This is a genomic window from Clostridia bacterium, from assembly GCA_017438525.1.
Classification (GTDB): Bacteria; Bacillota; Clostridia; order Oscillospirales; family RGIG8002; genus RGIG8002.
The window spans coordinates 18,322-41,285 of the sequence record JAFRVI010000023.1 but is presented as its reverse complement, the minus strand read 5'-3'; the positions used below and the strand labels follow the sequence as shown (position 1 = coordinate 41,285).

General features: G+C 54.9%; 16 protein-coding genes, 1 tRNA gene and 1 pseudogene. 1 reads left to right on the top strand and 17 read right to left on the bottom strand.

Features of this window, described 5'->3' with window-relative positions; translation table 11 throughout:
- Positions 1 to 128 precede the first annotated feature (128 nt).
- The 3 genes from IJL83_02345 to IJL83_02335 form a co-directional block, all read right to left on the bottom strand.
- Positions 129 to 533: a helix-hairpin-helix domain-containing protein gene (locus tag IJL83_02345; protein MBQ6552443.1), complete on the bottom strand. Its 405-nt coding sequence runs from the start codon at positions 531 to 533 to the stop codon at positions 129 to 131.
- A gap of 64 nt (positions 534 to 597) precedes the next feature.
- Complete coding sequence (locus IJL83_02340) at positions 598 to 756, bottom strand: ribonucleoside-triphosphate reductase (GenBank protein ID MBQ6552442.1); 159 nt, start codon at positions 754 to 756, stop codon at positions 598 to 600.
- A 36-nt stretch (positions 757 to 792) separates the two neighbouring features.
- Positions 793 to 3,063, bottom strand: coding sequence for an anaerobic ribonucleoside triphosphate reductase (locus tag IJL83_02335; GenBank protein MBQ6552441.1), 2,271 nt, complete (start codon positions 3,061 to 3,063; stop codon positions 793 to 795).
- A 373-nt stretch (positions 3,064 to 3,436) separates the two neighbouring features.
- Here IJL83_02335 and IJL83_02330 point away from each other — a divergent pair.
- Positions 3,437 to 3,513: transfer RNA gene (locus tag IJL83_02330), tRNA-Arg, on the top strand.
- A 139-nt stretch (positions 3,514 to 3,652) separates the two neighbouring features.
- Here IJL83_02330 and IJL83_02325 read toward each other — a convergent pair.
- The 14 genes and pseudogenes from IJL83_02325 to IJL83_02260 form a co-directional block, all read right to left on the bottom strand.
- Positions 3,653 to 3,802 (bottom strand): hypothetical protein, encoded by a 150-nt coding sequence (locus IJL83_02325; protein ID MBQ6552440.1) that lies wholly within the window; start codon positions 3,800 to 3,802, stop codon positions 3,653 to 3,655.
- On the bottom strand, positions 3,802 to 4,110 hold the full coding sequence (locus tag IJL83_02320; protein MBQ6552439.1) for a hypothetical protein: 309 nt from the start codon (positions 4,108 to 4,110) through the stop codon (positions 3,802 to 3,804). The genes IJL83_02325 and IJL83_02320 overlap by 1 nt, the downstream gene beginning before the upstream one ends.
- A gap of 1 nt (position 4,111) precedes the next feature.
- A complete protein-coding gene (locus IJL83_02315; protein MBQ6552438.1) occupies positions 4,112 to 4,834 on the bottom strand; it encodes a M23 family metallopeptidase in 723 nt (240 codons plus the stop codon).
- Complete coding sequence (locus IJL83_02310) at positions 4,803 to 5,084, bottom strand: hypothetical protein (protein MBQ6552437.1); 282 nt, start codon at positions 5,082 to 5,084, stop codon at positions 4,803 to 4,805. Before IJL83_02310 ends, IJL83_02315 begins: the two co-directional genes overlap by 32 nt.
- The gene (locus tag IJL83_02305; protein ID MBQ6552436.1) at positions 5,081 to 5,323 is read right to left on the bottom strand and encodes a hypothetical protein; all 243 of its coding nucleotides are present in this window, start codon (positions 5,321 to 5,323) and stop codon (positions 5,081 to 5,083) included. Before IJL83_02305 ends, IJL83_02310 begins: the two co-directional genes overlap by 4 nt.
- Before the next feature lie 408 nt (positions 5,324 to 5,731).
- Positions 5,732 to 5,839: pseudogene (locus IJL83_02300) on the bottom strand (tail fiber protein).
- Between the two features lie 357 nt (positions 5,840 to 6,196).
- Complete coding sequence (locus tag IJL83_02295) at positions 6,197 to 7,561, bottom strand: hypothetical protein (protein ID MBQ6552435.1); 1,365 nt, start codon at positions 7,559 to 7,561, stop codon at positions 6,197 to 6,199.
- Positions 7,562 to 7,571: 10 nt separating this feature from the next.
- The gene (locus tag IJL83_02290) at positions 7,572 to 8,105 is read right to left on the bottom strand and encodes a hypothetical protein (GenBank protein ID MBQ6552434.1); all 534 of its coding nucleotides are present in this window, start codon (positions 8,103 to 8,105) and stop codon (positions 7,572 to 7,574) included.
- 111 nt (positions 8,106 to 8,216) lie between these two features.
- A complete protein-coding gene (locus IJL83_02285) occupies positions 8,217 to 17,156 on the bottom strand; it encodes a hypothetical protein (protein ID MBQ6552433.1) in 8,940 nt (2,979 codons plus the stop codon).
- A gap of 36 nt (positions 17,157 to 17,192) precedes the next feature.
- Positions 17,193 to 18,449, bottom strand: coding sequence for a hypothetical protein (locus tag IJL83_02280; GenBank protein ID MBQ6552432.1), 1,257 nt, complete (start codon positions 18,447 to 18,449; stop codon positions 17,193 to 17,195).
- A gap of 13 nt (positions 18,450 to 18,462) precedes the next feature.
- The gene (locus IJL83_02275) at positions 18,463 to 18,795 is read right to left on the bottom strand and encodes a hypothetical protein (GenBank protein ID MBQ6552431.1); all 333 of its coding nucleotides are present in this window, start codon (positions 18,793 to 18,795) and stop codon (positions 18,463 to 18,465) included.
- Entirely contained in the window at positions 18,795 to 20,411 is a 1,617-nt protein-coding gene (locus IJL83_02270; protein ID MBQ6552430.1) for a hypothetical protein, read from the bottom strand. The genes IJL83_02275 and IJL83_02270 overlap by 1 nt, the downstream gene beginning before the upstream one ends.
- The gene (locus IJL83_02265) at positions 20,402 to 20,752 is read right to left on the bottom strand and encodes a hypothetical protein (protein MBQ6552429.1); all 351 of its coding nucleotides are present in this window, start codon (positions 20,750 to 20,752) and stop codon (positions 20,402 to 20,404) included. Before IJL83_02265 ends, IJL83_02270 begins: the two co-directional genes overlap by 10 nt.
- A 10-nt stretch (positions 20,753 to 20,762) precedes the next feature.
- Positions 20,763 to 22,859, bottom strand: a complete 2,097-nt coding sequence (locus IJL83_02260) for a hypothetical protein (protein ID MBQ6552428.1) — start codon at positions 22,857 to 22,859, stop codon at positions 20,763 to 20,765.
- Positions 22,860 to 22,964: the final 105 nt, after the last annotated feature.

Here is a 22,964-nt window from a genome sequence, read left to right as displayed (position 1 = left end):
AGTATTTTACACCTCTCGCGTCGCTTTGTAAATAGTTATTTTTGTTAAATATTATAATCCTGTGGATATAATTCAAGGCCGCAGAACGCATCTGCGGCCTCCGGACTGTTTTTTCCGCCTTTTGCGGCTCACACGGTGATGTGCTCGTAGATCTTGTTGAACAAATTTCGGGAGATGCCGCTGACGTTCACGACGTCCCATACCGTCTCGAAATCGCCGTGCTCGTCGCGGTAATCGATTATCCGCTCGGCGAGCGCCTCGCCTATCCCGTCGAGCATCATAAGCTCCTCGGCGGAGGCGGTATTGATGTTGACAACCCACTTGGTTTCGACTGTTTTGGTGGTTGACGACGTCGGCTTGAATATCAGATCGTCGTTTGAAAATCTATGTACGGCAAGAAAGACCGCGGCGGCGATGAACACCGCGGCAAGCGCGAAGGCAATCACTTCGGCGGGCCTCAGGCGCAGCTTCGTTTTCCGCGCTTCGGCGGGAGCGGCGTCGCGCCCCTCTTCCCGCTTGTCTTTATCAGGCATACTCCCCTCCCGAAAAGAACGGATCCGGCGGAAGCTTTCCCGCCGGACCCGCGTTTGCGTTCAATTACGCAAGACTGTGCTTGACTCTGTCTTTTTCCTCGGCGCGCTTGGCGTTGTTGAAGCGGTCGGTGGTGCCTACGAGGTAACCGGTGATTCTGCGGATTCTCTCGAAGCCGACGCCCTCGCCGATTCCGGTCTCGGTGGTAACTATGCTCTTGGTCATTTTCTTTCCCTCCTGTGAAAAGTTTGGTTATGTTAATTATTTTACTCCGTAAAACTTGGGCATGTTGGGGTACTTTTTGCGAAGCTCGGCGAGCTTTTCGTAGCTGACCTCTTCGCCTTCATGTCTGCCGCAGCGCGGGCAGGTGTCGCCGATGACGCCGGTGTAGCCGCAGACGGGATCGCGGTCGACGGGGTGGTTGACGGAGCCGTAGCCGACGCCCTTTTCCTTCATGCAGCGGATGACGGACTCGAACGCGTCGAGGTTCTTGCAGGTGTCGCCGTCAAGCTCGACGTAGCTGATGTGTCCGGCGTTGGTCAGCGCGTGATACGGGGCTTCGAGCGAAATTTTGTCGTATGCGCCGATGTTGTAGTAGACCGGCACGTGGAAGGAGTTGGTGTAATACTCCCTGTCGGTGATGCCCGGCAGCTTGCCGAACTTCTGGCGATCGATGCGGACGAAGCGGCCGCTGAGGCCTTCGGCGGGAGTGGCGAGCAGGGTGAAGTTCAGGCCCTCGGCCTTCGCCTTGTCGTCGCACATCTTGCGCATATGGCCGATGATCTCAAGGCCCAGCTTCTGGCTCTCGGGGCTTTCGCCGTGGTGCTTGCCGGTCAGCGCGACGAGCGTTTCGGCAAGGCCGATGAAGCCGACGCTGAGCGTGCCGTGCTTCAGCACCTCCGCGACGCTGTCGTCGTCGGCGAGCTTCTGAGAGTCGATCCACACGCCCTGCCCCATGAGGAAGGGGTAGTTGCGCGCCTTCTTCGTGCACTGGATGCCGAAGCGGTGGAGCAACTGACGGAAGACGAGCTCCATGCGTCTGTCGAGTATCGAATAGAACTTGTCGATATTGCCGTCGGATTCGAGCGCGATCCTCGGCAGGTTGATTGAGGTGAAGCTCAGGTTGCCTCTGCCGCAGGTGATCTGGCGGCTCGGATCGTGGACGTTGGCGATAACTCTCGTGCGGCAGCCCATGTACGCGACCTCGCAGTTGAAATCGCCGGGCTTATAGTACGCGAGGTTATACGGCGCGTCGAGGAAGGAGAAGTTCGGGAAGAGACGCTTGGCAGAGGTCTTCATCGCGAGCTTGAAGAGGTCGTAGTTGGGATCCTCCTTGTTGTAGCTGACGCCTTCCTTTACCTTGAATATCTGCACCGGGAAGATAGGCGTTTCGCCGTTTCCGAGGCCGGCGTCGGTCGCGAGCAGCAGGTTTTTAATAACCATGCGCGCTTCCGGCGAGGTGTCGGTGCCGTAGTTGACGGAGCTGAAGGGGACCTGAGCGCCGGCGCGGGAGTTCATCGTGTTGAGGTTGTGGATGAACGCCTCCATCGCCTGATAGGTCGCTCTGTCGGTCATTCTCGTCGCGGTCTCGACGGACTTCCTGTGCGCCTTCTCGGCGTTCTCGCGCTTGAAACCCTTGGAGACGATGTAGTCGACGACCTTCGCGCCGAACTCGTCGGTGTTCGCCATTCTGACGTCGTCGCCGACGGCCTTTTTCAGCTCGGCGATGAAGTTATCGGCGTCCTGAAGATCGTCGCCGTCCGCGTAGAAGTAGTACTGGGTCAGCGCCTTGAAGTATTCCTTTTTGAAGGTCTTGGCGACGCCGGGAGCCATGCAGTAGTCGAAGTTCGGCACGCTCTGGCCGCCGTGCATTTCGTTCTGGTTCGCCTGGATGGCGATGCACGCCAGCGCGGAGTAGCTGGAGATGCCGTTGGGCTCGCGCAGGTAGCCGTGGCCGGTGGAGAAACCGCCCTTGAAGAGCTCCAGCAGGTTGATCTGGCAGCAGGTCTCTGTCAGCATATAGAAATCCTTGTCGTGGATATGGATGTCGCCGTGGATGTGCGCGGCCGCGATGTCCTTGGGCAGGATGTAGTTGTCGACGAAGTACTTGCCGCCCTCGGAGCCGTATTTCAGCATCGTGCCCATGGAGGTGTCGGCGTCTATGTTGGCGTTCTCGCGCTTGATGTCGGCGTCAGCCGCGGAGGAGAAGGTCAGTTCCTTATATATATCCATAAGGTCGGACTCAGTCTGGCGGATCTTCGCGTGCTCGGCGCGGTAGAGTATGTACGCCTTCGCGATCTTGGAGTAGCCGTGCTCGATGAGCTTCTCTTCGACGAGGTCCTGCACCTCTTCGACGGTGGGGATGCCCGAGGACGGGATCGCGAGTATGACCTTTTCGGTAAGGTTATCGAGCTCCGCGTCGCTCAGACCGCTGGGGTCGGAAGCGTCCGCCGCCTTCTTGATGGCCTCTCTTATTTTAAGCGCGTCGAACGGAACGATGTCGCCGCTTCTCTTTCTGATTTTCCAAATCATGAACAGCACCCTTTCATTAATAATATTTTATAAAACCCTGGACTCACTATTTTTTTGGGAACGGCCGGCGGGCAGAAATCTCCCCTCGCGGAGCCGTTGTGCTTTATATACTATCATCCTTCGCCGGCTTTGTCAAGTACTTTTTTCAAAAAATCCACAATATCTTGTGTTCGTCTCCCTGTTTTTCAACTAAATATGCTAATTGTTAAAGCTTTGTGATGTTGAAAAATTGTATACCTGAAGGGCAAAAAACAGTTTACAACGCTTGTCAAATGTGGTATAATGATTAAGATTCCGGCGAGGGCGCGCATGTTGAAATCCTGTTGAAAACGCTCTCGACTCCGGGAGAAAATTTTTTGAAAAAGTTGAAAATCCGCCCGTGGCGCAGTTGGATAGCGCATCAGATTCCGATTCTGGGGGTCGGGGGTTCGAATCCCTTCGGGCGGACCAGATACGGTCAATGCGAACTCGTGTTGTTTTTCTGCAGCGGGGTGTTCGGGTTGACGTGCCGGATTGACCGGTAAAAAAAAGAGAGAGTTCCTCGGAGCTCTCTCTTTTTTTCAAAAAATATGCGGCTTTTTCTGCAGACTCAAACACTGTGCTTAACTCTGTCCTTTTGTTCCGCGAATTTTCCGTCGTTGAATCGCTGAAGATCTCCAACGAGGTATCCCGTGATACGACGGATCCTCTCAAACTTCATGCCCCTACCTACACCCGTTTCCGTTTGTGCTGTTTTCATTATGCTGTTTTCCTTTCAAGGTCGTCAATCCTGTGGTTGGCGACTTTAATTTTCTCTTCGTGGAGCTCCAGCCGCTCTTCGATCCGGAACGTGCGCTCGATGACCTCGTTGTGCTTATCTTGCTTTTTCTCGAGCTCATCGATGCGGTATAAGATCAAATTCGTCTGCGCCTTATTCTCGGCGGCGGCCTTTTCGCGCTGTGCAAAAGCTTCCCTATTTGCCTTACGAAGCGACGCCCACGTCGTCAGAACGACGCCGGCAAACGTGAAAATCGCGCCGATAATGGCGACAATGATAGCGTCACTCATTTCACTTCACACCCCCAGCGTAGCGAACAAAGCCGGTTTTCTTCGCAGTAGTGCCGTTGACGGTATAGACCACGAGGTAGCAACCGTCTACGACGCCGAAACACTCGCACACTTCTCTCGGAGCGAGCGATCCTATATGATTCTTCTGCGCCTTGCAGTCCGACGTCGTCTGAAAGACCAGCTCCTTCGTACTGCCGTTAGTCCATGTTTTCACCTCGAAACCTCCTTCATCCGGCCCGGGTGCAGGCTGCGGATTGTAATTTCCGAAGTCGATGCAGTCGCTCGGCTTGACAAGATGCTTGAGATGCTCCTGGTAACCGCACCACTTCGGAGGGAAACCGCGCATATCGATGACTTCAATGTGCAGGTGTCGTCCTTGCGAATTACCCGTGCTGCCTGCAATGCCGACGCGCTGACCGACAAGTACACGCTGGCCGAGTTTGACATCGCGTATCTGAAGGTGAGCGTACAAAATCCAATATCCGTCATCGCGCGCAATTACGACGCAGTTTCCGTAGTCGTCGTAATTGTCGGAGCGGATGACCGTGCCTTCGGCGACAGCGAATAAGCACCAATTCGTTTCGATGCTCTTATTCTTCAGAACGTAATCCTCGCCGTGATGGACGCTGTGGCTCGCGGTCGAGGGGCCGGGCGGGCTGCCATAGTAAGGGAAGCCGCCGGTGCAGCGAACTTCAGCCCTGAATGGACTCGGCATCTTCGCCATCGCCGACCACCTCGCTCTCCTTCGGTACATCAACGATTATCGTCTTGTTCGCCTCGATGCCGGCGACGTCAGACTTGCCCTCTGTGAAAATGTAGAAGCAAATGCTGCCTATTCCGCCGAGAATGCCGACGACCTGTGTTACGATACTATCAGCTATTCCGAACGCCGCACCGAAGCTCGCGACCGCGCCGGCGATCGCCGCCCAAAACTTGCGTGAGGACAGTTTGCGTTTCCAGTCTATCTTACTCATTCGTGGAAATCCTCCCGTTTCGGCTTGATATTATTATCCTTCATAAGTTTAATGCGGTTCTCTGCTTTAGCCTTGGCATAATACCATCCTGTGCCGGTCGCGGTTTCGGCCGCGACCGCGGGGATCAGATAAGCGAGCGGCGAACCGTCCTGCGTGGCCTGAACATACCAGAGCGTGAACCCGATGACAACGACGTTAATAAACGCCGCGACGTACAATATCTTCTTTGAGAATTCCATATGTGCACCTCAATCTTCTACAATAAAGATGTGACCGTAATCCCCCGGGCTTCCGCTTATGGTTATCGTGACATCGCCGTGAACGATGTAATCATACTCTGCGGGGCTATCGTTGCTGACGACCGTCCCGTTTAGATAAACTTTATTGTCGGCTGCAGAGAACCAGGCGTAGCAATGGATTGTATCGCCGTCAGAAACGGAAAACACGGCGTCATCTTCTATGACGGTAGTACCGTATTGCACATACAAGGCCGTCGGACTTGACAAACCATCGAGCACTACAGTGACAGTATGCTGCGTTCCGGAAGAAGGCGTACCGAGATAATACTGCCCGTTGGCATTAACCATCAGGACCTTACCGACATCCGAAGCCGTCGGCGTCGGCACTTTGTTGTTGGCAGTCGCCGCCAGATCATAGGCGGCTTTGACCGCTGAAGGAGTCGCAGCGAGCGTTGTAGAGGTCGAGTTAGTCTCTGAAGAGAGCTTCGTCACACCGTAATACGTTGTCGATGCGATCCCGCCGTCGAGTATGATGAAATTGGTGCCGTCGTAGACGAACCCAACGACTTCGCCGGCGAGCCAGGCATAGCGCACAGAATTAGTCGTTCCTACTGACTTGACCGATTTCGCACCGGCGCTATTGACGTTCAGCGTCGGCGCCCCATTGTATGACTGACCATATGTGAACTTGACGAAGATGATCGCTCCCGTGGCGAGCGTGAAATTCGCGCAGGTAACGGCCTTTGCCTGCGTGGCCGCCGCTGTCGCGCAGGTGCCGTAATAGACGCCTGCGTTACGGTAATCCTTCAACTTGAAGGTGTCATCTTCATATGCGATTTTGCTTACTGCGTACTCCGCCATATAATCACCGCCTTAAGACACTGTGACAGTGCCCTCGTTGCCGGTGAACGTCGGCTGCGAAACCGAACCCGCGGGCGTGTAGCTTCCAGTCGAAGTGATCCCGTCCTTCGCGATGCTGCCGGTGAGTCTTGCGCCCGTACCGGTAAAGCTGGGCTGAGACACCGTTCCCGCCGGAGTAAACGGGCCGACGAGCTCCGCGTGGACGCCTTCGCCGGCAAGTCCGATCACGGCACTGAACTGTGTTTCCTCGCCAGTAAACGTCGGCGCCGAAACAGTGCCCGCGGGAGTAACATCCACGGAGCCCGTTCCGGTCCCAGAAGAAAGGCTCACGGATCCGGAAGGAGTGAAGCTGCCGGTCGACGTCGTAGATCCTCCGGTAAATGTTGCTTTTATACCTGCTGCTGTTCCGGAGAACGAAAGATTGCCCTTTGTCGAGCTTACTCCTGTTACAACTGTTACGTCGGCACCCGCCGTCGGCAGCGTTCCCTGGCTGAAGGAGAACTGCAGTGTTTCGTCCAATACTGAAGTAGTAAGCGTCGGCAGTGTTCCCACTCCGGAGATGGGCTTGACAGTCCCGGTCGTCGGCGTAACCGATTTTACGACCGCGCCGTTGGCGTTGTCCGCGCCCACAGAAACCGAGCCGGCTGGCGTAATAGCCGTGAAACCCGTACCGGTGCCGGTGCTTAGCGACACGGATCCCGCAGACGTTCCGGAGACACTGACATTCCCCGCCGTTCCGCTGAAGGATCCTTTTATGCTTTTAGATGTGCCGGTAAAGGTCGGAGCGGAAACCGTTCCCTCGGGAGTGTAGTTCGGTCCGGTGTCTTGTCCTGCGTATATTTGAACGTCTCCTGTTATCGTTCCGCCCACTTCGACAGTTCCCTGTGTGCCTGTGAACGTCGGCTGCGAAACGCTGCCCTCCGGGGTATACGTCGCAGTTCCGGACGAAGCCTTTGATACAGTGAACGATACAGCCGCATTATTCTTTACGGTGATCGTCGCGTTTGTTCCGGTAAACGTCGGCTTGCTCACTGAGCCGCTTGGAGTAAGCGGTCCGGAAGCGGTATCCTTGAAAGCGAGCGCCTTCAGCGATCCGGTCGAGCCGAACTCTTGCCATTTCGTGCCATTCCAGACGAACTCTTTTTCTCCGTAAATGACGACTGAACCGGCGTCGCTCGCCGTCAAGGTTTTGCTCGCGCCGTCGATCGAGATCGTCGCCGTAGTGCTGCCATCCGAAATAGCGGTGGTCGTGATCCCGATATAGTGCATCGCGCCGGTCAGACTGCTCTGCATATCGGCGATCTGCTGTCTCGCGGTCGCGTCCTTGATGTTGTAAGTGGTCCCGTTTGTGGTTTTTACTTTTGATACATCAGCCATAAAAGCCTCCTCAATTTTTGGTGAATATCAACTCCTCGGGATCCCCCAGAGGAGTTACGTAACACCGTTCTTTATTATTCCAAAACGCCCTCTCCTCGGGCGTGATATGGACGTCGGTATTATTGATGTGTGCAGCGAAAAAATGATCCGAAAACGGCATATCGATCAGATAAGCGTTTCCGTCGCCGATTTTGAAACCGGGTATGTTCCGCCCATCCGCATCCTCTTCGTGATCCGTATAAACGTACAACGTGTTCTCTGCCCCGACGAGCTCAGGTGTGGCGTCCCACCCGGCCGTAGTGTTGAACTGCACAGCTGTAAAAGACAACGTCCCTACCCGCCTTATTCCCAGCGCGTCATAAAACACCTCGCCGCTCGCGACCGAAGCCGGCGTCGCGGTAGTATCGGCAGTATTTGTAAGCTCACGGATCCGCGCGATATAATCCTCGGGCCACCCGAGCTTTGCTGCGGTATTAAACTTTTCGCGAAGTTCATCGGCGACGCTCTCGAACTCGCTGCCGAATGCCATATACTCGTCCGCCATTGCGCCGCCTCCTTTTCTTTATCATAACAAGTCGTCTCTGCTTTTTCGCCTCAAAACAGCAAAGAAAAAAGAGGAGGTTTTACCCTCCTCTTTTTCGTACTGTTTGCGCAGTTAATTCCCCTTCGCTATTTTTACAGCTGCCGCTTTTTCTTTATCTGTGTACGTACCGTATTTCCCGTCTTTATTGGGCTCGTCTACGATATCGAGAGCGAGTTTGTAAAGAACGTATTGCGTCGCGGTGAGGTTGTTTTCCTTCGTGACGGCGTAATCCCTCCACTTATCCGACGCAACGACGTCGTAGGCGAGATCGCTTATTTCTATCTTTGCGGTAGCGCTCAATTTGGAGTATATACTGCTCTTCTCGACGCTCTCGACGATACTGTCATACTGTTTATCCTGCGCCGGAGGAAGGTATCGGCTGTCAAGTTCGTCAACTCTGTCGACTTTCTGTTCGGCCTTCATCCTCTGTTCCATCGCGTTCTTGATCTGCGACTCGGTCAACCCATCTTCGATGAGATCTTCGTATATAGTCTTGTATTGCTCCTGGTCGTACTTGTAAGCCTTATAGAGGTTGTCGTAGTGAGCTTTTTTGTGAGCCTCCACGGTCCCCATGACGCGCAGCGTCAAGTATTCTCCGACGTATTTGCCTTGAGTGCGGAACACCTGCCGCAGGGCGGCTTTCAGCGTTTTGTTCAAATTGCCGCTCGGTATACCGAAGATCTCTCCGGTGTCGACAGCCGTCTTCCATAACGCTCTGCCTATCTTTTCCCAGTCGGATGCGTCCTCTGCGTCTGCGACGGCGGCCAGAGCTTCAACCAGCTTATCAATAGTGCTCTGCACATTGTTCAGCGTTTCGACCTCCGGCACCTTCAATCCGTAGGAATAAGTGTCGAACAGTTTATTCCCGGAAATAATGTTCGCCGTATTCTCCACAGTTTCAAGTATCGCACCGCCGAGCGGGAACATTCCGGCGCCGGTCGAGGCAAAATTGAGCCCGAGCCCCTTGAGGAAGGATAAGAGAGTGACGTCGCCGTCCTCATCCTGATACTTCTTTTTGTTGCCCGTGACGAGGAAATCGTTGAGCACCATGATCGCCGATATTGCCAAACCCGACAGTATCTGCGAAACGAACGCTCTTACGACGCGTTTCTTCGCCTCGGTATACTCGCTCCTTGCCTGCTCGTATTCGGCCTTGCCTTGCTCGTCCGTATAGCGGAACTGCTCCGCGTCGTTCAGAGCGTTGCCCTTTGCCCGGAGATTGCCGAGCGCGGTATACAGTATCGTGTAGTTCTTATACGGCTGCGTCTTGAACATATTCAGAGCGCGCCATATCGGGCTGGGATTGCGCAAAGCGTTGGCGCGGTACATAACGTCATAGGTCGGCTGCGTCTCGTTGATGATCTTATCGTATACCTCGGCGACCTTCTGCTTGTATGCTTCCGACCCGACCTCCAGCGTTTTGAAGTTACGGCGGACGTAGAACGCTGCCGCGCGCTTGAGAAGCGGGCCTGTCGTCACGAGGTCTGCGGTCTGATACCATATAAGCCATTTGGGGAGCTTTTTGCCCTGCTTGGCGAGATCCCCGAGTTCCGTGGAAGAATAACCCTTCTTGCGGATCGCATAGGATGCGGTATATTCGTCGATGAAGGACGTATCGATACTGTATCCCGGATTCGCGGCTTTTGCAAGCGAGCGGAAATCGATAACGGGAGCCGCGGCAATGCCGGACGGCATCTGCTTCAGCGCCGTTCCGAGCCCTGCGGCAAGCCTCGCCTGTGCGTAGTTGCCGCGGATCTTATTGAGGGCGCGCTCCGCTTTGCTGTTCTTTCCTCTCGGCTTGCCGACGTATTCGTCAAGCATCTGCTGCACGACGTCGACGGAGTTTTGCCCCCACTTCGCCTTGAGCGTATCCTTCACGCTCGTCCCGAGACGGAACATCGTTTCGTCCGTTCGCGTTACCGGGTTATAGATACTGTCCTTGCCCCACATATTCGCGTTCCATATCTTATTGAAGTTGCTGACGGGGATCGAGTAAGCGACGAAACGCGCGTGATCGTCTATCGCTCTCTTGATCATCATATCCGCGGGGTAGGCGTATATCGGCAGTTTGGAATCCTTGCGTTCCTTGAGCCATCCGGGACTGCCGATATCGGTCGTGCCGTCTATCTGCATCTGCTCAAGCCCGTCGATGGCGGAGCTGCTCGGCATCTTGGTACGTATCATAAAATAGCCCTCGTCAACCATCTTCGGCGGAGTTCCGTACTGCTCCTCGTGGACCTGTGCTATCCCCGGCTGTGCCATTTCGGACTCATACTTCGCCCAGGCGCGGGCGAACTGCAGCTCCTTTGCGGTCATGCCGGCGGTGATCCTTTTTATCTCCTCCGGAGAGAGAAGGACTCTCTTCGAGTTCTTCTCGCTGAACGCGTCGGCGTATTTGCCTTTTCTCAGGAGGTTGAGATCAGGGAATATCGCGCCGCCGGTCTTGATATGGTTGAGGTTATCCGCGTTGAGGCTGTTGAGATAAAGCCAGGTGCGGAGCGCCGGGGTTATCTGCACTTCGATCTCGCCGCCGGGCATACCGTCTCCCCCGACTCCTCTCGCCTTGAAGACGATGGGCTTGCCGGCGTCGCCGCGGAAAAACTTCACGAACTGCTTATCGTTCAGCAGCTCGTCGAAGAGGGCGTTCGCGTCGGTCGTGTACTTATCGTATACACCCTCGGCTTTCGCGAGCTCCTCCGCGCGCTGATAGAGCGGATCGTTATCGTTGAACCCCGTGTAGCGCTGTATCGATGCGATCGGAGACAGCACCTCGGTATTGACAAAGTCGGCGGCGGCTTCTCCCGCGCGGACGAAAGGCCGCAGCATTCTCTTGAAGCCCTCCGCGGGATCGCTTTCGTTCCCCTTCGTGGTCGCTATATCCGTTATGGTATGGTAAGCGAGATCGTGTATCTCGCGCTTTTCCATAACGCCCGCGAGCTTTTTGCTGTTCTCGATCGTTTGCGCGAACTCCATTAGCAGCGCTGTGCGGTCGTATACCTCGTCAAGCTCCATCGAAGCGATATCCGTCTTCTTTCCCGTTATCTCCTGAAGCCTCGCGAGGAGACGCGGCGACGGAGCGTAGTTCGGATCATAATCCGGGCTGTTCTCGTCCGTGAGTGCGGCGATCCTGTTCTTGATATCCTCCGCTGCTGCGAGCTTCTTGCCCGTCAGAGTCTTTGAAAGCGTGTAGATGTCGCCGAAGTGCTGTTCGAGCCATGCTTTGTTCGGGGTCGACAGCTTCTTATTGTTGATGCGGCGGAGCATCTTCAGGAGGCGATCCTGCGCCTCGCGGAGCTCTCTGCCTTCGCGGAGCGCGTCCACCTTCGCGCGTTCCTGCTCCCTTGCGCGTTTATACGCTTTCGCGCGTTCGCGCTCAACGACACGCTGCAGGGGCTTGCTCGCCTCGATCGCAGTCATCAGTTTCTTATCCCAGTAGTTGAGCTTGTTTTCGAGATGCTTCCTTTGTGCAGTGAGCTCTTCGATCCTTGCATCGTCGCGGGTTCCGCTGAAGATCTTTTTGCGCAACTCGGCGCGCACCTCTTTGAGTTCTGCTTCCGTCTCGTTGAGCGTTTTTATCTCATCGCGGTATCTTTCGATAAACTGCGCCTCCGCGCTGTCCTTGGTGACGGTTTCGAGAGCGTTTGCGAGCAGCTCGCGGTTCGAGAAGTTGAGGTCGCCCATCTCGTTCGCCAGCTTGCGGTTCGCCTCGGCGAGCTGCTTCCACAGGTCCGCGTATGCGTCGGCGACGGCAGCCGGTTCATCGTCGTGAAAATATTTTTTAATTTCCTCTTGACTTTTCGCAGAAGGTGTGGTAGTATACTTGTTGGTGGTTGTTGAGGGCCATGACAGGCCCTCCGCCACCATTTTTATTGGGTTAATGTCATAAAGGATTTTTCTTCCGTCTGTTGCGTTCGCGATATTAAGTGTCGCAAGCCAGACGGTTTTGTTTTTATCCTGTATGTATGTCGTCCAGTAATCCCAATCATTTTGCCCGTTATTATCAAGCCAGTCGTGCGCTTTCCTCGACTTTTCCGGTTCACCCTGCTTCGCTGTGAGAAGCAGCTCGTCGGCGAGGACAACGGATTCTTGTTTTGCTTTAAACTTGTTATTCTTACCATAGAGCTCTTTAAGAACCTTTTTCTTTTTGCCGTTTTCGTCTGTGAATCTTTCTCCGTATTCGGCGATGGCGACATCAACAGGTGCACCGTTGCTGTTGTAGGCGAGGAGATGGCTTCCGGCAAGTTCCGTCTTCACATATTCCTTGACCATATCGCTGCGCTCGGCGTCGGTAAGACCTTCGAGTAGAATGGAATCGAGGTATACGCCTATTCCGTAGTCTTTTCCGTCCACGTCAACGATCTTGGATATACTTTGTTTAATCTCCGAAGTGTTCGCTCCTTCGGCCGTGGTAACAGCCCCATTCGCCCTCATCCCGTCAAGCAACGACTTCTCCTGCAGCAAACGCGCGAACTCTACGTATTGTGCCGTGGTGAAATGATCGTCGTAGCTGTTATACTCATAGTTGCTCATACGGTATCCCGCAGCAACATTCTCCGTCCACTCCACAAAGCGCGCGACGAAACGGGCGAATACCTCGGCGCGGTCGTTGGAATAACTGCTGTATGCGTCGTTGACGTCCGTCAGCCCGTCCATAAACACATTGAAGTTATCGACAAACCTTACCCCGTCTTCGCCGTATCTTTCACGGACTATATCCTTATTGACGCCCCTCGTGAGATAATGCCTCGAGTCTTCTCTTCCTCCGACAAGATCACGCGCAAAGCGCGTATCGAGATAGTGCCCCATCTCGTGTGCGACGGTGTTGGGCGCCATATACTTACAAGCTATCGTGTCATATCCGTTATAAACGCCGTTCGTCCTGCCGGAAAAGCCGTGCTTTTTATTCAGCTCCGCCTTTGACTCAAATATGAAGTTGAGTCCTTTGTAGTCGATATGCGTATCGAGCGCGAGCATCACGCGGGCGATGTATTTGCGCTCCGCGCCGTTCGGATCACCGGTAACGCTCTTGACGAGCATATCGATATCCTTCTGCGATATAGACGCCTGATTGACAAAAGAGCTGTTCTCAATGCCGGTCCATCTGTTCTCGAGCGGCACGCCGGCGTTGATGCGTTCACTGATCTCTCTTGCGGAAGCGGAGTAGCGCGTCCAACTGCGCAGCTTCTTATTCAGCTCCGCCTGCGAAATCCCGAGCAGCTCGGCGGCGTTGCGGTTATGCGCGAATAGCACGATATCCGCGCGCGCCTGGATAACCTGCTGTTTATTCGCATTCGTTATACGCTGCTGCGCGAGCTCGAACCTTTCCTTCGCGTTCTCGATCTCTCGCGGCGCGTAGAAGCGATCGTCCTTCAGACCGGTCTCTTTCTTGATGTCGAGCCGCTGTGCCTTTTTCTTTTCCTTTCCCACAAGCGTGCCGGCTTTATAAGCGTCTATGACATCTTCTATCTGGTATTCATCATCAAGGATAGCCGTGTTGCTGTTAATATACTTACGCTGCAGATCGAAGTCGTTCTCAATAATCATTGCGATATCATCGCTGCCGACGTTCTTCAGCCATTCGTCAACGGTCTGGTTGGTGCCCTCATCAGCATACCACTCCTTGATCTCGCCGACGCGGTAAGCTGTCTCGATCATACGCCGCGCTTCAACCATTGTCATAGCGGTATTCGCAGGATTATCAGATTTTTCAGAAACGGTATTGACTTTTTCGGTGTTGTCGGGTATAATATCAGGTGTAAGAGGTACTGCTTCCAGGGCGTAAGTCTGAGTGACGCGCCCCACACCGTTAAGTCGGTGGGCGGTAGCTCTTAATTTATGCGTAATATCGTATATGTGATAAGAACCGTCATTTTTCGCTATTCCGACGTTTATGTATACAGGGAAAGTATTATCGTGATAGCGCACTGAGGCCTCATAGTATCTGAAGTCCCTAAATTTGTTATTGTCAACACTTTTTTCCGTTGCAACAAGCTTCGCGTGCTCGACAAGTCGTTTAATCTCTGATATCGCCCTTCTCTTTTTATCCCCCGCTTTGTGCGCAATATGCTGCGCGTCTTTTCTGTCGACAATCGCATTATTGCCATCGCTTAATACAACATCAATGCCGCTGAGTTCTTCGAGTATATAATCACGTATCGCGTTATACTTTTCAGAGCCACTTTTCCCCGCAATTCTCTTCGCGAGTTCGGTATCGTCCGAAAGATCAATAACCCCATCGTCAGCAGCCCTGTCCTCGACAAGGCTGCTTTTCATTTCAGCATCGGCGCGGCCGGCAAGAACGGCCGCACGCTCCATTTCAAACGCCGCGTCCGTATCGTTTCCGTATACCTCGAGCGCCGCCTGCATCAGCTCGCGCGAAATGGAGTCAAGTCCCGTATTGTTTTTGCCGGCGTTATAAAACGCCGTGAATGTCTCCGCGAGCGTGCCGAGCTCTCCCTTCGTAAGCTCCGGATCAAAAACGTCCGCGAACGCCTTCTGCCCGTTCTCGCCGAAGTCGCGCCCGATGATCTCCCAGCTCTTCGCGCTCTCGGTGCGCGCCGCTGCCTCCTGCTCGTTTCTCGCAGGAGGCGTTATTTGCGCGTTTCTCGCGTTTATTTCTGCGGACGGCAAAACTCCTTCCGCCTGCGCTTGCGCGGGCGAAAGGTCTATTGCAATTTGCGCGGCGGCATTCTGCGCAGGGTGCTGCTCGGTAGTGGTGAGAGCAGACACGGATTCCGAGGCGGCAGCAGCGGCGCCCGGTATATATTCGCTGTTGATCTCCGCTGCTTCCGTTGCCCCGATCGCGCCGTCATTGATCCCGCTCTCCATAGAATACGCCACCAGATCAGTGATCGGAGCAACAGCTGAAGCTTCGGGCAGACCGGTCATATACGCTTCAGAAGCTCCATAAGTTCCGATTTTGACATATTCGCCGAGGGTTTCCTGAAGCGCAACGAGATAATAATCTGTGACAGCGAGATCGTTCAACGTGTTCGGATCTGACGCGATGAAGTTTTCTACCAGTCCCCTGCGCAGTCTTTCTATTTCCAGAACGAGTTTCGATGCCGCTTCGGATAGATCATAGCCACGGGCTTCGGTATTCGCGGCAGCCCCCTTAAATGAATCTATACTTTTGTTGATTTCCGCTATTTTCCCTTCAATACTGCGTGCATATTCACGCTGACCGGCAGAAAAGCTGTGTGCGGAAATAAAGGAATGCAAAAGAGATGTAACAAAACCGAAAATAAGCTGACGCGCCATCTCCTCTTCGCTCTGCTTCTCATCGGCAACCGCCGCGTTCGCGGCTATATACGCACCGGTTCCTGCAAGCCCTGATGCCATATTTCTGGTAAAGATATAAAACGGTGTTTGCGGGTTCTTTACCGATGCCACGAGTGGCATTCTGTTTCCGCCGTACAAAACATCATAGGCATTATCAGGAACGGCCGTGGTATAGTTCACCCCGGCTTTTGTTCCTATCTCACTTTTCAGTTTCCCTGTCAGAGCTTTGTCGAACCGCAAGCTGACGAGCCCGCTGGCGAGCGCTGACGCCGCGCCCGTTACTTCAGCCTCGCCTATCCTTTTGCCGTATTCTCCAAGCGAAATATCGCCTGTAACATATCCTCCGAGGTTTTGAACGGCGCTCATTCCTCCGAGCGCCATAGCGCCACTAAGAGCCGACGTAGCGAGACGGAGTCCACTGCTTGCCGCAGGTATGTTAAGAAGAGAACCCGCCGCGCCTCCTATGCTTCCCGCTGCGCCGCCGCTAACATATGCCAGGGCTGTATAAAGCGCAACAGATCCCGCTGTGCTCGATATTTCCGCAGCGGTCGGAGATAAAGCGGCAGCCTTCGCGAACGCTCTGTCGCTCTGTTCTTTGACGTCGCTGTTTATAAGCGTCGCTACGCTCTCCGCCCCGATCCCTTTTGAAAGGCCGAGCATTATCGCCTCCGCAGTCGGATGTGTCACGGTGCGAATATCCGCAGCAATCCTTCCCCAACCGTCGCCGGCCTTCAGCAGATCCTCATCCGCGCTGAAGAAATTGTTAAAGAGGACGTCGTACATATCCTCTGCTTCTTTTTCCCATTTTTTGTTAGAGGAAGGATCTATGCAGGTAAGAGCTATCGCCCTCGCCTTATATCGCATTATGTTTTCCTTTGTGTAACCCTCCGCTGGCGCGGAGGTGTTTTTGAGTACAGCGAGCGCATAATCGGGAGTCCATCTGTAGATAGCTTTCGGTCCGTATCCATAACGGTCTCCCACACCTGTATCGCGTATTTGTCCGTCGATATACTTTACGATTTCATCTTGATTTGAGCCATCGCTGGAGGTAAGCATCTTTTTGAGATCGCTGTTTTGGTACGTTGCGAAAATACCGCGCGCCTCATCCTCCGTAAGATTAAACCGCTTGGAATCGTAAATAAAGCTGTTTATATCAGCCCTGTCTGTACGCGAAAGCATTTCGTACGCCTGTCTGTACGCGCCTTTCCTGTTTTCTGCAGCATAATTTCGCAACTCATCTTCTGATATGTTTGTCTTTTTTGCAAGAGCGGTATAATCAACGTCAGTAGCTCCTGCGACATATGAGCCGAATTCATTTCTTCCGCCGAGAGCTTTCCTTATTTCTTTCTCGCGCTGATTAGCCACTTCTTGCGCTTGAGCAACGAGTTTATCTGCCGGATTAGGTATCTTCGGCATACCGATCGGCGCCTCCGGGAGTGTGGTATACCCGCGCAGCTTGTCCGAAGTATCGCTGTACGCCTTTGCTTTTTCTGCTTCGCGCGCGATCCTCTCAAGCGCCGTGACCGTCGGCACTACCTCTTTTTCGTAAAACTCGCCCACGTTCAGCGGCATAAAAGGCGTAGCGGGGGTAGCAGAAGAAACGGGAGCTGTTCCAGTCCCGTTTCTGCTTCTGCTCTTCTGTATGATCTCATCGAACGTCGCGCCGCCGGAGTTTGAACTCTCGCTCTGGTTTTCGCGGCTCTTACGGATGATTTCGTCAAAAGTTGCCATATGATACTCCTTTATTACATCAGGTATTAACGTGCATCAAAGATGCACGTTAATGAGCTTCTTGAGATAATCGTCGGCTCTGGCGCCGTAAACTTCCCTGAAGCGGCTCACGCCGAATTTTTGAAGGAATTGTGCCGGACTATTCTTGAGAAAGCGCTCTTCGTCCGTCAGCACTACCGCCGCTTCCTCAACGAGATCGAGATAGCCGGCGATCTCGGCGACTTCCGTTTCCGTCAGAACGCCTTGATTATAATAATCGGCGAGCTTGTCCTGTTTGGCGGTATCATTGCCCTTCATCTTCGAGACTTCGTCGAGGATGGTCCACTTATCCTTCGCCGTATCTTTCTTCGAGGAACTGCTGCCGCCTCCGCCGCCGCTGTTCGAGTTCTTCGCCTTTGCCGCAGCCGCCTGCTGCGCGAGGGTAAATATCTGCTTATAAGCGTTTGCGCGGTCCCTCGTCATCCCCGCGGCGCGGAGTTCGTCGTCCGTGGGTGTGTATCCGCCGTTCTCGATCAGATCAGCGAGGTATTTATACTGCTGTTCCTCTTCCGCCTTCGCCGTCGAATAGAGCCCCTGCGCGTCGCTGTACTGATCACGCCAGCGGCTGTAACCGAGCGCCTCCTGCTGCATCCTGTTACCGTACTCTGTCGCAAGATCGCTCTGTTCATCACGATATCGTGAATATGCTATCTGTTCGAGCTGCGGGATGATACTATCCAGATCCGCCATATACCGCTGATACTGCTGCTGTGCGACTGCGGCGGCGTAGGAGGAAGCGAGCCCGCCTGTTCTTGAGGCGACCTGACCGAGCGTGTCTTCCATCGCTCTGCGCCCGTTGCGCTCATACTGTGCCGCATACGCCTGGTATTTCGGATCATTTTTCGCGTCATAATTGAACGGACCGAGCGCGTCCTTTTGCGAGAGGTATTCCCGGTATATCGCCTCGGGGTCGCCCGTGTAAGGCGTAAGCTGCGGCGCGATCGCCGCCAGCTTCTGCTGCAGCTCGTCACTCTGCGATTTATACGTTGCGGCGGCCGGCTGCGCCGAGGAGGAAGACGGCGCAGCTCCTGCCGTCGCAGGCGAACTCGCCGCCGCCGGCTGTGCGGCCGGTCTCGTCAAGCCGCTGTACTGATTCATTGCCGAAACAAGCTGCGCGTTCTGCGTAGCTGTGCCCTGGTATTCTGCGGCGCTGCCAAGTCCGAGCTCCTCCCAGGTGCGGCGTCGGTCGGCAAAAGTACCGCTGCCGCCGTAATACTTATGCACGTCCATCGCGCTGTTCATATTGTAAGCCATATCCCTTCACCTCTTAAAAGCTGTATTGATTTGCCGGCGGCACGGCTTGTGCAGCCCACTCGCCGCCTGCGTTTACCCTCAAGAACTTTCCGGAGTCGGCGCTCGTCACGTCCGGCAGCTCCTTACGTGCTTCGAGAATGGTTATCCGGCTCTCGTCTGCGGAGATCTTCATCTCCGCGTTTTTTATCCGCTGCTCAAGCCCGACGCTTACGCCTCCGCCTATGCTCCGGATCGCAAAGTCGGAACGTTCGCATACGTACCTCAGGTAGCTTTCGAGCTGCCGTATCGCTTCCCTGGTGTCTCTGGTATCAACGGGGTTCAGTGCCTCCGGATAGACGTCGGCCATTATCTCTCACTCCCTATCCTATAAAGCCGCTCCAGACCCAGCACCGTGAACGGTCCCTCTCCGGAGAGCTTTAACTCGAACTTATCGCACGTTTTTATCGGAACGACCATAGTGTGCACACCGCTCGCGGCACCGACGATCCTGCCTGCTTCCGTCCATCTGCCGCTGTCCTGACGGACCGAAGCGACGAGGAAGCTCCCTGCAGGCAGCTCCGCACGTATATGTATCTTCCCGTATCGTTTCTTGGTGAAAACCGCACGCGCCGCGCCGTAGTTTCCGGTCGTCGTTTCGAAGAACGGCGCGAACGTCAGCGACCACGGCGTGTCGCCGTCTATCTGCCCGCTGCCGTTGACCTTGCGTACAAAGCCGCCTATAATAGCATAAAGATCGACGCCGTCACGGGCAAAGTCGATAACGCGTGAGTTGTCCTCGCGTACCCAGAGTCCCGTCTTCAGAGAAAAAGCCCACATATTCCACTCGCCCGCCGTCCTTGCGGATAGGTAGTAGTTCTCCCCGTCGCTCCCCGCGACCGCGTCATCAAACGCCGTCTCACCCAGCGCCTCGCTGATGAGTCGCGCGGAACCCCCGGAATACGCGTACACCCCGTGCAGGCCGACGTAGAAGAGCGTATCGTTGACGTTCGTGATGCTCTTGTAGCATCCGTCCTTAACGCCTTCCATTGTATAGGTGTATATCTGATACTCCGTAGGATTGCTTCCAAGGACCTTGTGCAGCCGCTCCTCTTTCCAGAAAAGGACGGAGGATGAATACGCCGCGCAGCCGGTAAAAGCGTCGTCTGTGCCGACGGGGATGACGTAGGAGTCGGTAGTGAGGCCGGAATAGGTATAGAAGTTCGTCGGATCGCCGAGTGCTGACGCCCATATGGTCTGCGTCGCGCTGGAGCAGCCCCAGAGGCGGTTCTCGCTCGCGCAGATGTAGTCCATATCGGGAATATCGCGGTCGAGCGTCATATCCGTCTCGCTGCCGCTCTCGAGGACGAGCGAGGTATAGGCGTCGTCGAAGGTGATGACGTTGCCTGCCACGGAGTATATACGCAGGTAGATGTTGTTGTCGGTATTCACGCAGCCGCTGACAAGGATGACGTCGTTGAGTTTGAAGCCGCTGACGTCGCCGCTTGTAACGGTCAGCGTGTTGGCGTCCGCGTCGAAAGTTCCGGCGACGCCCGTGACCTTGTGTCCGAGCGGGCGCAGCGTCCTCGTCTGCTCGCTCATATCGATATAGACCTTGTCCGGCCATATGACGAGCTTGGTGTTGACGACGGCGAACTGCTTCGGCTGCGTGGTAAGTAAAATACCGCCGCTCCGCACGACCTCATCTCCGATCTTTATCCGTACCTCGCTCGTCAGCGGATTGCCGCGTTCGACGACCACGAGGTCGTCCCACTCGGTCAGAGAGAACGCCACGTTGTAACCCTCAACGAGTTCCCTTGCGTTACGGCTTGTGATATACGGATAGCGCCTCGAGGAGATGTTTTCGGACTCAACAATGCTCCCCGCGGAATAGTTATCCGTCAGATCCAATCCTCGGAACTGCAGGATCTGACTTTCTTTCTGCTGCGTCTGATACGGCAGCTTCGGCAAATATCTCAATCCCAAAGCCCCCTTATCCTCTTTACGTCGGGCGGAGTATGACCGCGCCTCCACCACGCGCAGGCGGCGACGAACGCGTTGTTGGCGACCGTCATATCGTTGGCATAAAGCGACGTATCCTCGTTCGCCTGGTCGATCATCGCGCAGAGGCGGTAAACGTAAATATATTCGTGCGGCGCCGGCATAAGCAGCTCCGTATCCTTCGGATAGTCAAAAACCGGCATTTCGGCGCCGATCATTTCGGCAACTTCGCATTCAAGCTCTCTCACCCATTGCGCCTTAAACTCATCCCGGATCGTATTCGGCCGCAGCTCGTTCGCTTTCGCTATAGCGTCAAGTAGTTTCATAGGCGCCTCCTTACTGCATCGTTATCGAGATAAGCCCATACGAACCCGGACTCCCGGTCGCGGTTATTCTCGCGTTGGCAGTTACCTTCAGTAAGTATTCCGCCGGCCCTTCCGAAGGATAGCCGCCCGCCACGATATCGCCGTTAAGCTTTACGGTGTTATTATCCGCAGAGTAACTTACATAGCACTTGAGCGTTTCACCATCGAGAACGGTCACGACCTCGCTTGAGTCTGCGCCGTGGTGCTTTGTCCCGTCAGGTTCCTCAATATAAATCGCTGACGGGCTGTAATTCTCGTCAATATCGATATTCACCGTATGATTCACACCGGACGAAAGGAAGTATTCACCCTGCGCGTTAACCATCAAACTCTTCCCGGCGTCTGCTGCCGTCGGCGCCGGCAAGCCGGGCACCGTCGGAAAATCGGTAATCTGTGAAACGGTATGCGTATGCGACGCTGCGGCAAAATCCGCTATCGCTTTTCCGCTGTCGGTGAGGTTGCCGTTGCTGTTGAGCCCCGCAAGATGACCGCTTACAGCACCGGATACCTTGTCAGCCTTGCGCGTGATGCCGCTCGTGAAATCAGTGATCTGCGAAACGGTATGCGTATGCGTGACCGGAACGGCCTTCGCCTCCCACAGATCGTCGTACGGACACCAGTAGATCTGTCCGTTGCCGGTGACATAAATATTGCCCATTTTCAGTTTTGCGTCAGTCACGTCGTTCCAGGCGTAGCCGCTGCCGTCGGTATAAGTGGAGAAATAGAGCTTACCCTCGCTCGGCGCGAACCAGTACTCGTTCTCGTCATAATTCGTCGGCATTTCATCCTGAATGTAGTCGATCGGGAGAATGACCTCCGCCTTCTCGCTCGCGTCGATCGCTGCAGCTTCGGCGGCGGCCTGCGCCGTCTCAGCGGCCGTCTTGGCGGAAACAGCCGCGTCCTTTGCGCTCACCGCGTCATTTTTCGCAGCGACAGCTGCGTCCTTTGCGCTTACTGCGTCATTTTTCGCAGCGACAGCTGCGTCCTTTGCGCTCTCGGAAGCCGTCTGAGCCGCTTCCGCTCTGCTTTTCGCGGTAAGCGCCGCTTCTTTGCTGTTGAACGCCTGCGTTGCATAGTTTAACGCCTGCGTTGCGCTGATCTGGGCGTCGCTTTTCGCACTAACGGCGGTGTTTTTCGCGCTTACAGCCATATCCTTCGCAGCTTCGGCGGCGGCCTGCGCCGTCTCAGCGGCCGTCTTCGCGCTCAGCGCCGCCTCTTTATAGTTGAGCGCTTGTGTTGAGCTCTGCCGCGCGTTTGTTTCCGCGCTTTGCGCGGCGAGTTTCGCCGCTACAGCCGTATCCTTCGCCTCGATTGCGTCGTTTTTCGCGGCGACCGCGTCTTCCTTCGCGTTCACGGCAACGTCTTTCGCCGCTTCCGCGTCATCCCTGGCGGCAACGGCCTCGTTCCTCGCGTTTCGCGTGATATAAAGCTCCGCAAGGAGCTGCTCGACGACCGTACTGTCAAGCTCGTCGTCGGTCACTACGGAATAATCTGCCGGAAGGACGCGCAAAAAACAGTTCACGGTGCGTCTGATTCGCGCCGTCACCGTCTGTTTGTATCCGACTTCGATCACCGCTCCGCTCGCCGGCGCGACGGCGAAAGTCAACGTACCGGTAGTATACTCATACGCCCACTGAGTCGGAGCAAGCTCCGCGCCGCCCACCGTTACACCGGTCAGCACAACGGGCATCGTATCGATAACGAACTGCTTCCCGCTGCCGTCTCCGGTGAAAGAGGCGGTGCCGTCGGTTCCCGGCTCCTGCTCGTACTCTGTCAGCACGAGCGAGAGATCGCCCTCGTATTTTTTTGCTCCCACCGGGATCGGTATAAGATATGCGTTGTCCTCGCCGTCCAGCATACTCGGCAGGAGCAGCACCGTCGAGGCGGTCTCGCCCCTGGCGTCGGTAAAGGTGGCGATAAGAGATTTTATCTCGCCTTCCCCGACTGCCCAATCCCCCTCCAGGACCGCGCGTATGATGACGTCGTTGAAGCTGCTCTGCGCTCCGGCGACGTGGTTGTCTGCACTGATATAAGAACCGCTTACTTTCGCGGGAATTATCACGCTCATAATATAATTCTCCTTCCTTGTCTGAAACAGCGCGGCACCGGCCGGAGGAAAGCCGGTCGATGCTGCGCCGTGTCACAGCGATATTTCGGTATCGCGGGTATTCTG

Bases quoted from the DNA above. Each gene is read 5' to 3' on its own strand.
- IJL83_02310 (MBQ6552437.1), bottom strand. From the start codon at position 5,084: ATGAGTAAGATAGACTGGAAACGCAAACTGTCCTCACGCAAGTTTTGG.
- IJL83_02260 (MBQ6552428.1), bottom strand. From the start codon at position 22,859: ATGAGCGTGATAATTCCCGCGAAAGTAAGCGGTTCTTATATCAGTGCA.
- IJL83_02320 (MBQ6552439.1), bottom strand. From the start codon at position 4,110: ATGAGTGACGCTATCATTGTCGCCATTATCGGCGCGATTTTCACGTTT.
- IJL83_02275 (MBQ6552431.1), bottom strand. From the start codon at position 18,795: ATGGCCGACGTCTATCCGGAGGCACTGAACCCCGTTGATACCAGAGAC.
- IJL83_02280 (MBQ6552432.1), bottom strand. From the start codon at position 18,449: ATGGCTTACAATATGAACAGCGCGATGGACGTGCATAAGTATTACGGC.
- IJL83_02345 (MBQ6552443.1), bottom strand. From the start codon at position 533: ATGCCTGATAAAGACAAGCGGGAAGAGGGGCGCGACGCCGCTCCCGCC.
- IJL83_02340 (MBQ6552442.1), bottom strand. From the start codon at position 756: ATGACCAAGAGCATAGTTACCACCGAGACCGGAATCGGCGAGGGCGTC.
- IJL83_02325 (MBQ6552440.1), bottom strand. From the start codon at position 3,802: ATGAAAACAGCACAAACGGAAACGGGTGTAGGTAGGGGCATGAAGTTT.
- IJL83_02335 (MBQ6552441.1), bottom strand. From the start codon at position 3,063: ATGATTTGGAAAATCAGAAAGAGAAGCGGCGACATCGTTCCGTTCGAC.
- IJL83_02265 (MBQ6552429.1), bottom strand. From the start codon at position 20,752: ATGAAACTACTTGACGCTATAGCGAAAGCGAACGAGCTGCGGCCGAAT.
- IJL83_02305 (MBQ6552436.1), bottom strand. From the start codon at position 5,323: ATGGAATTCTCAAAGAAGATATTGTACGTCGCGGCGTTTATTAACGTC.
- IJL83_02285 (MBQ6552433.1), bottom strand. From the start codon at position 17,156: ATGGCAACTTTTGACGAAATCATCCGTAAGAGCCGCGAAAACCAGAGC.
- IJL83_02315 (MBQ6552438.1), bottom strand. From the start codon at position 4,834: ATGGCGAAGATGCCGAGTCCATTCAGGGCTGAAGTTCGCTGCACCGGC.
- IJL83_02295 (MBQ6552435.1), bottom strand. From the start codon at position 7,561: ATGGCTGATGTATCAAAAGTAAAAACCACAAACGGGACCACTTACAAC.
- IJL83_02290 (MBQ6552434.1), bottom strand. From the start codon at position 8,105: ATGGCGGACGAGTATATGGCATTCGGCAGCGAGTTCGAGAGCGTCGCC.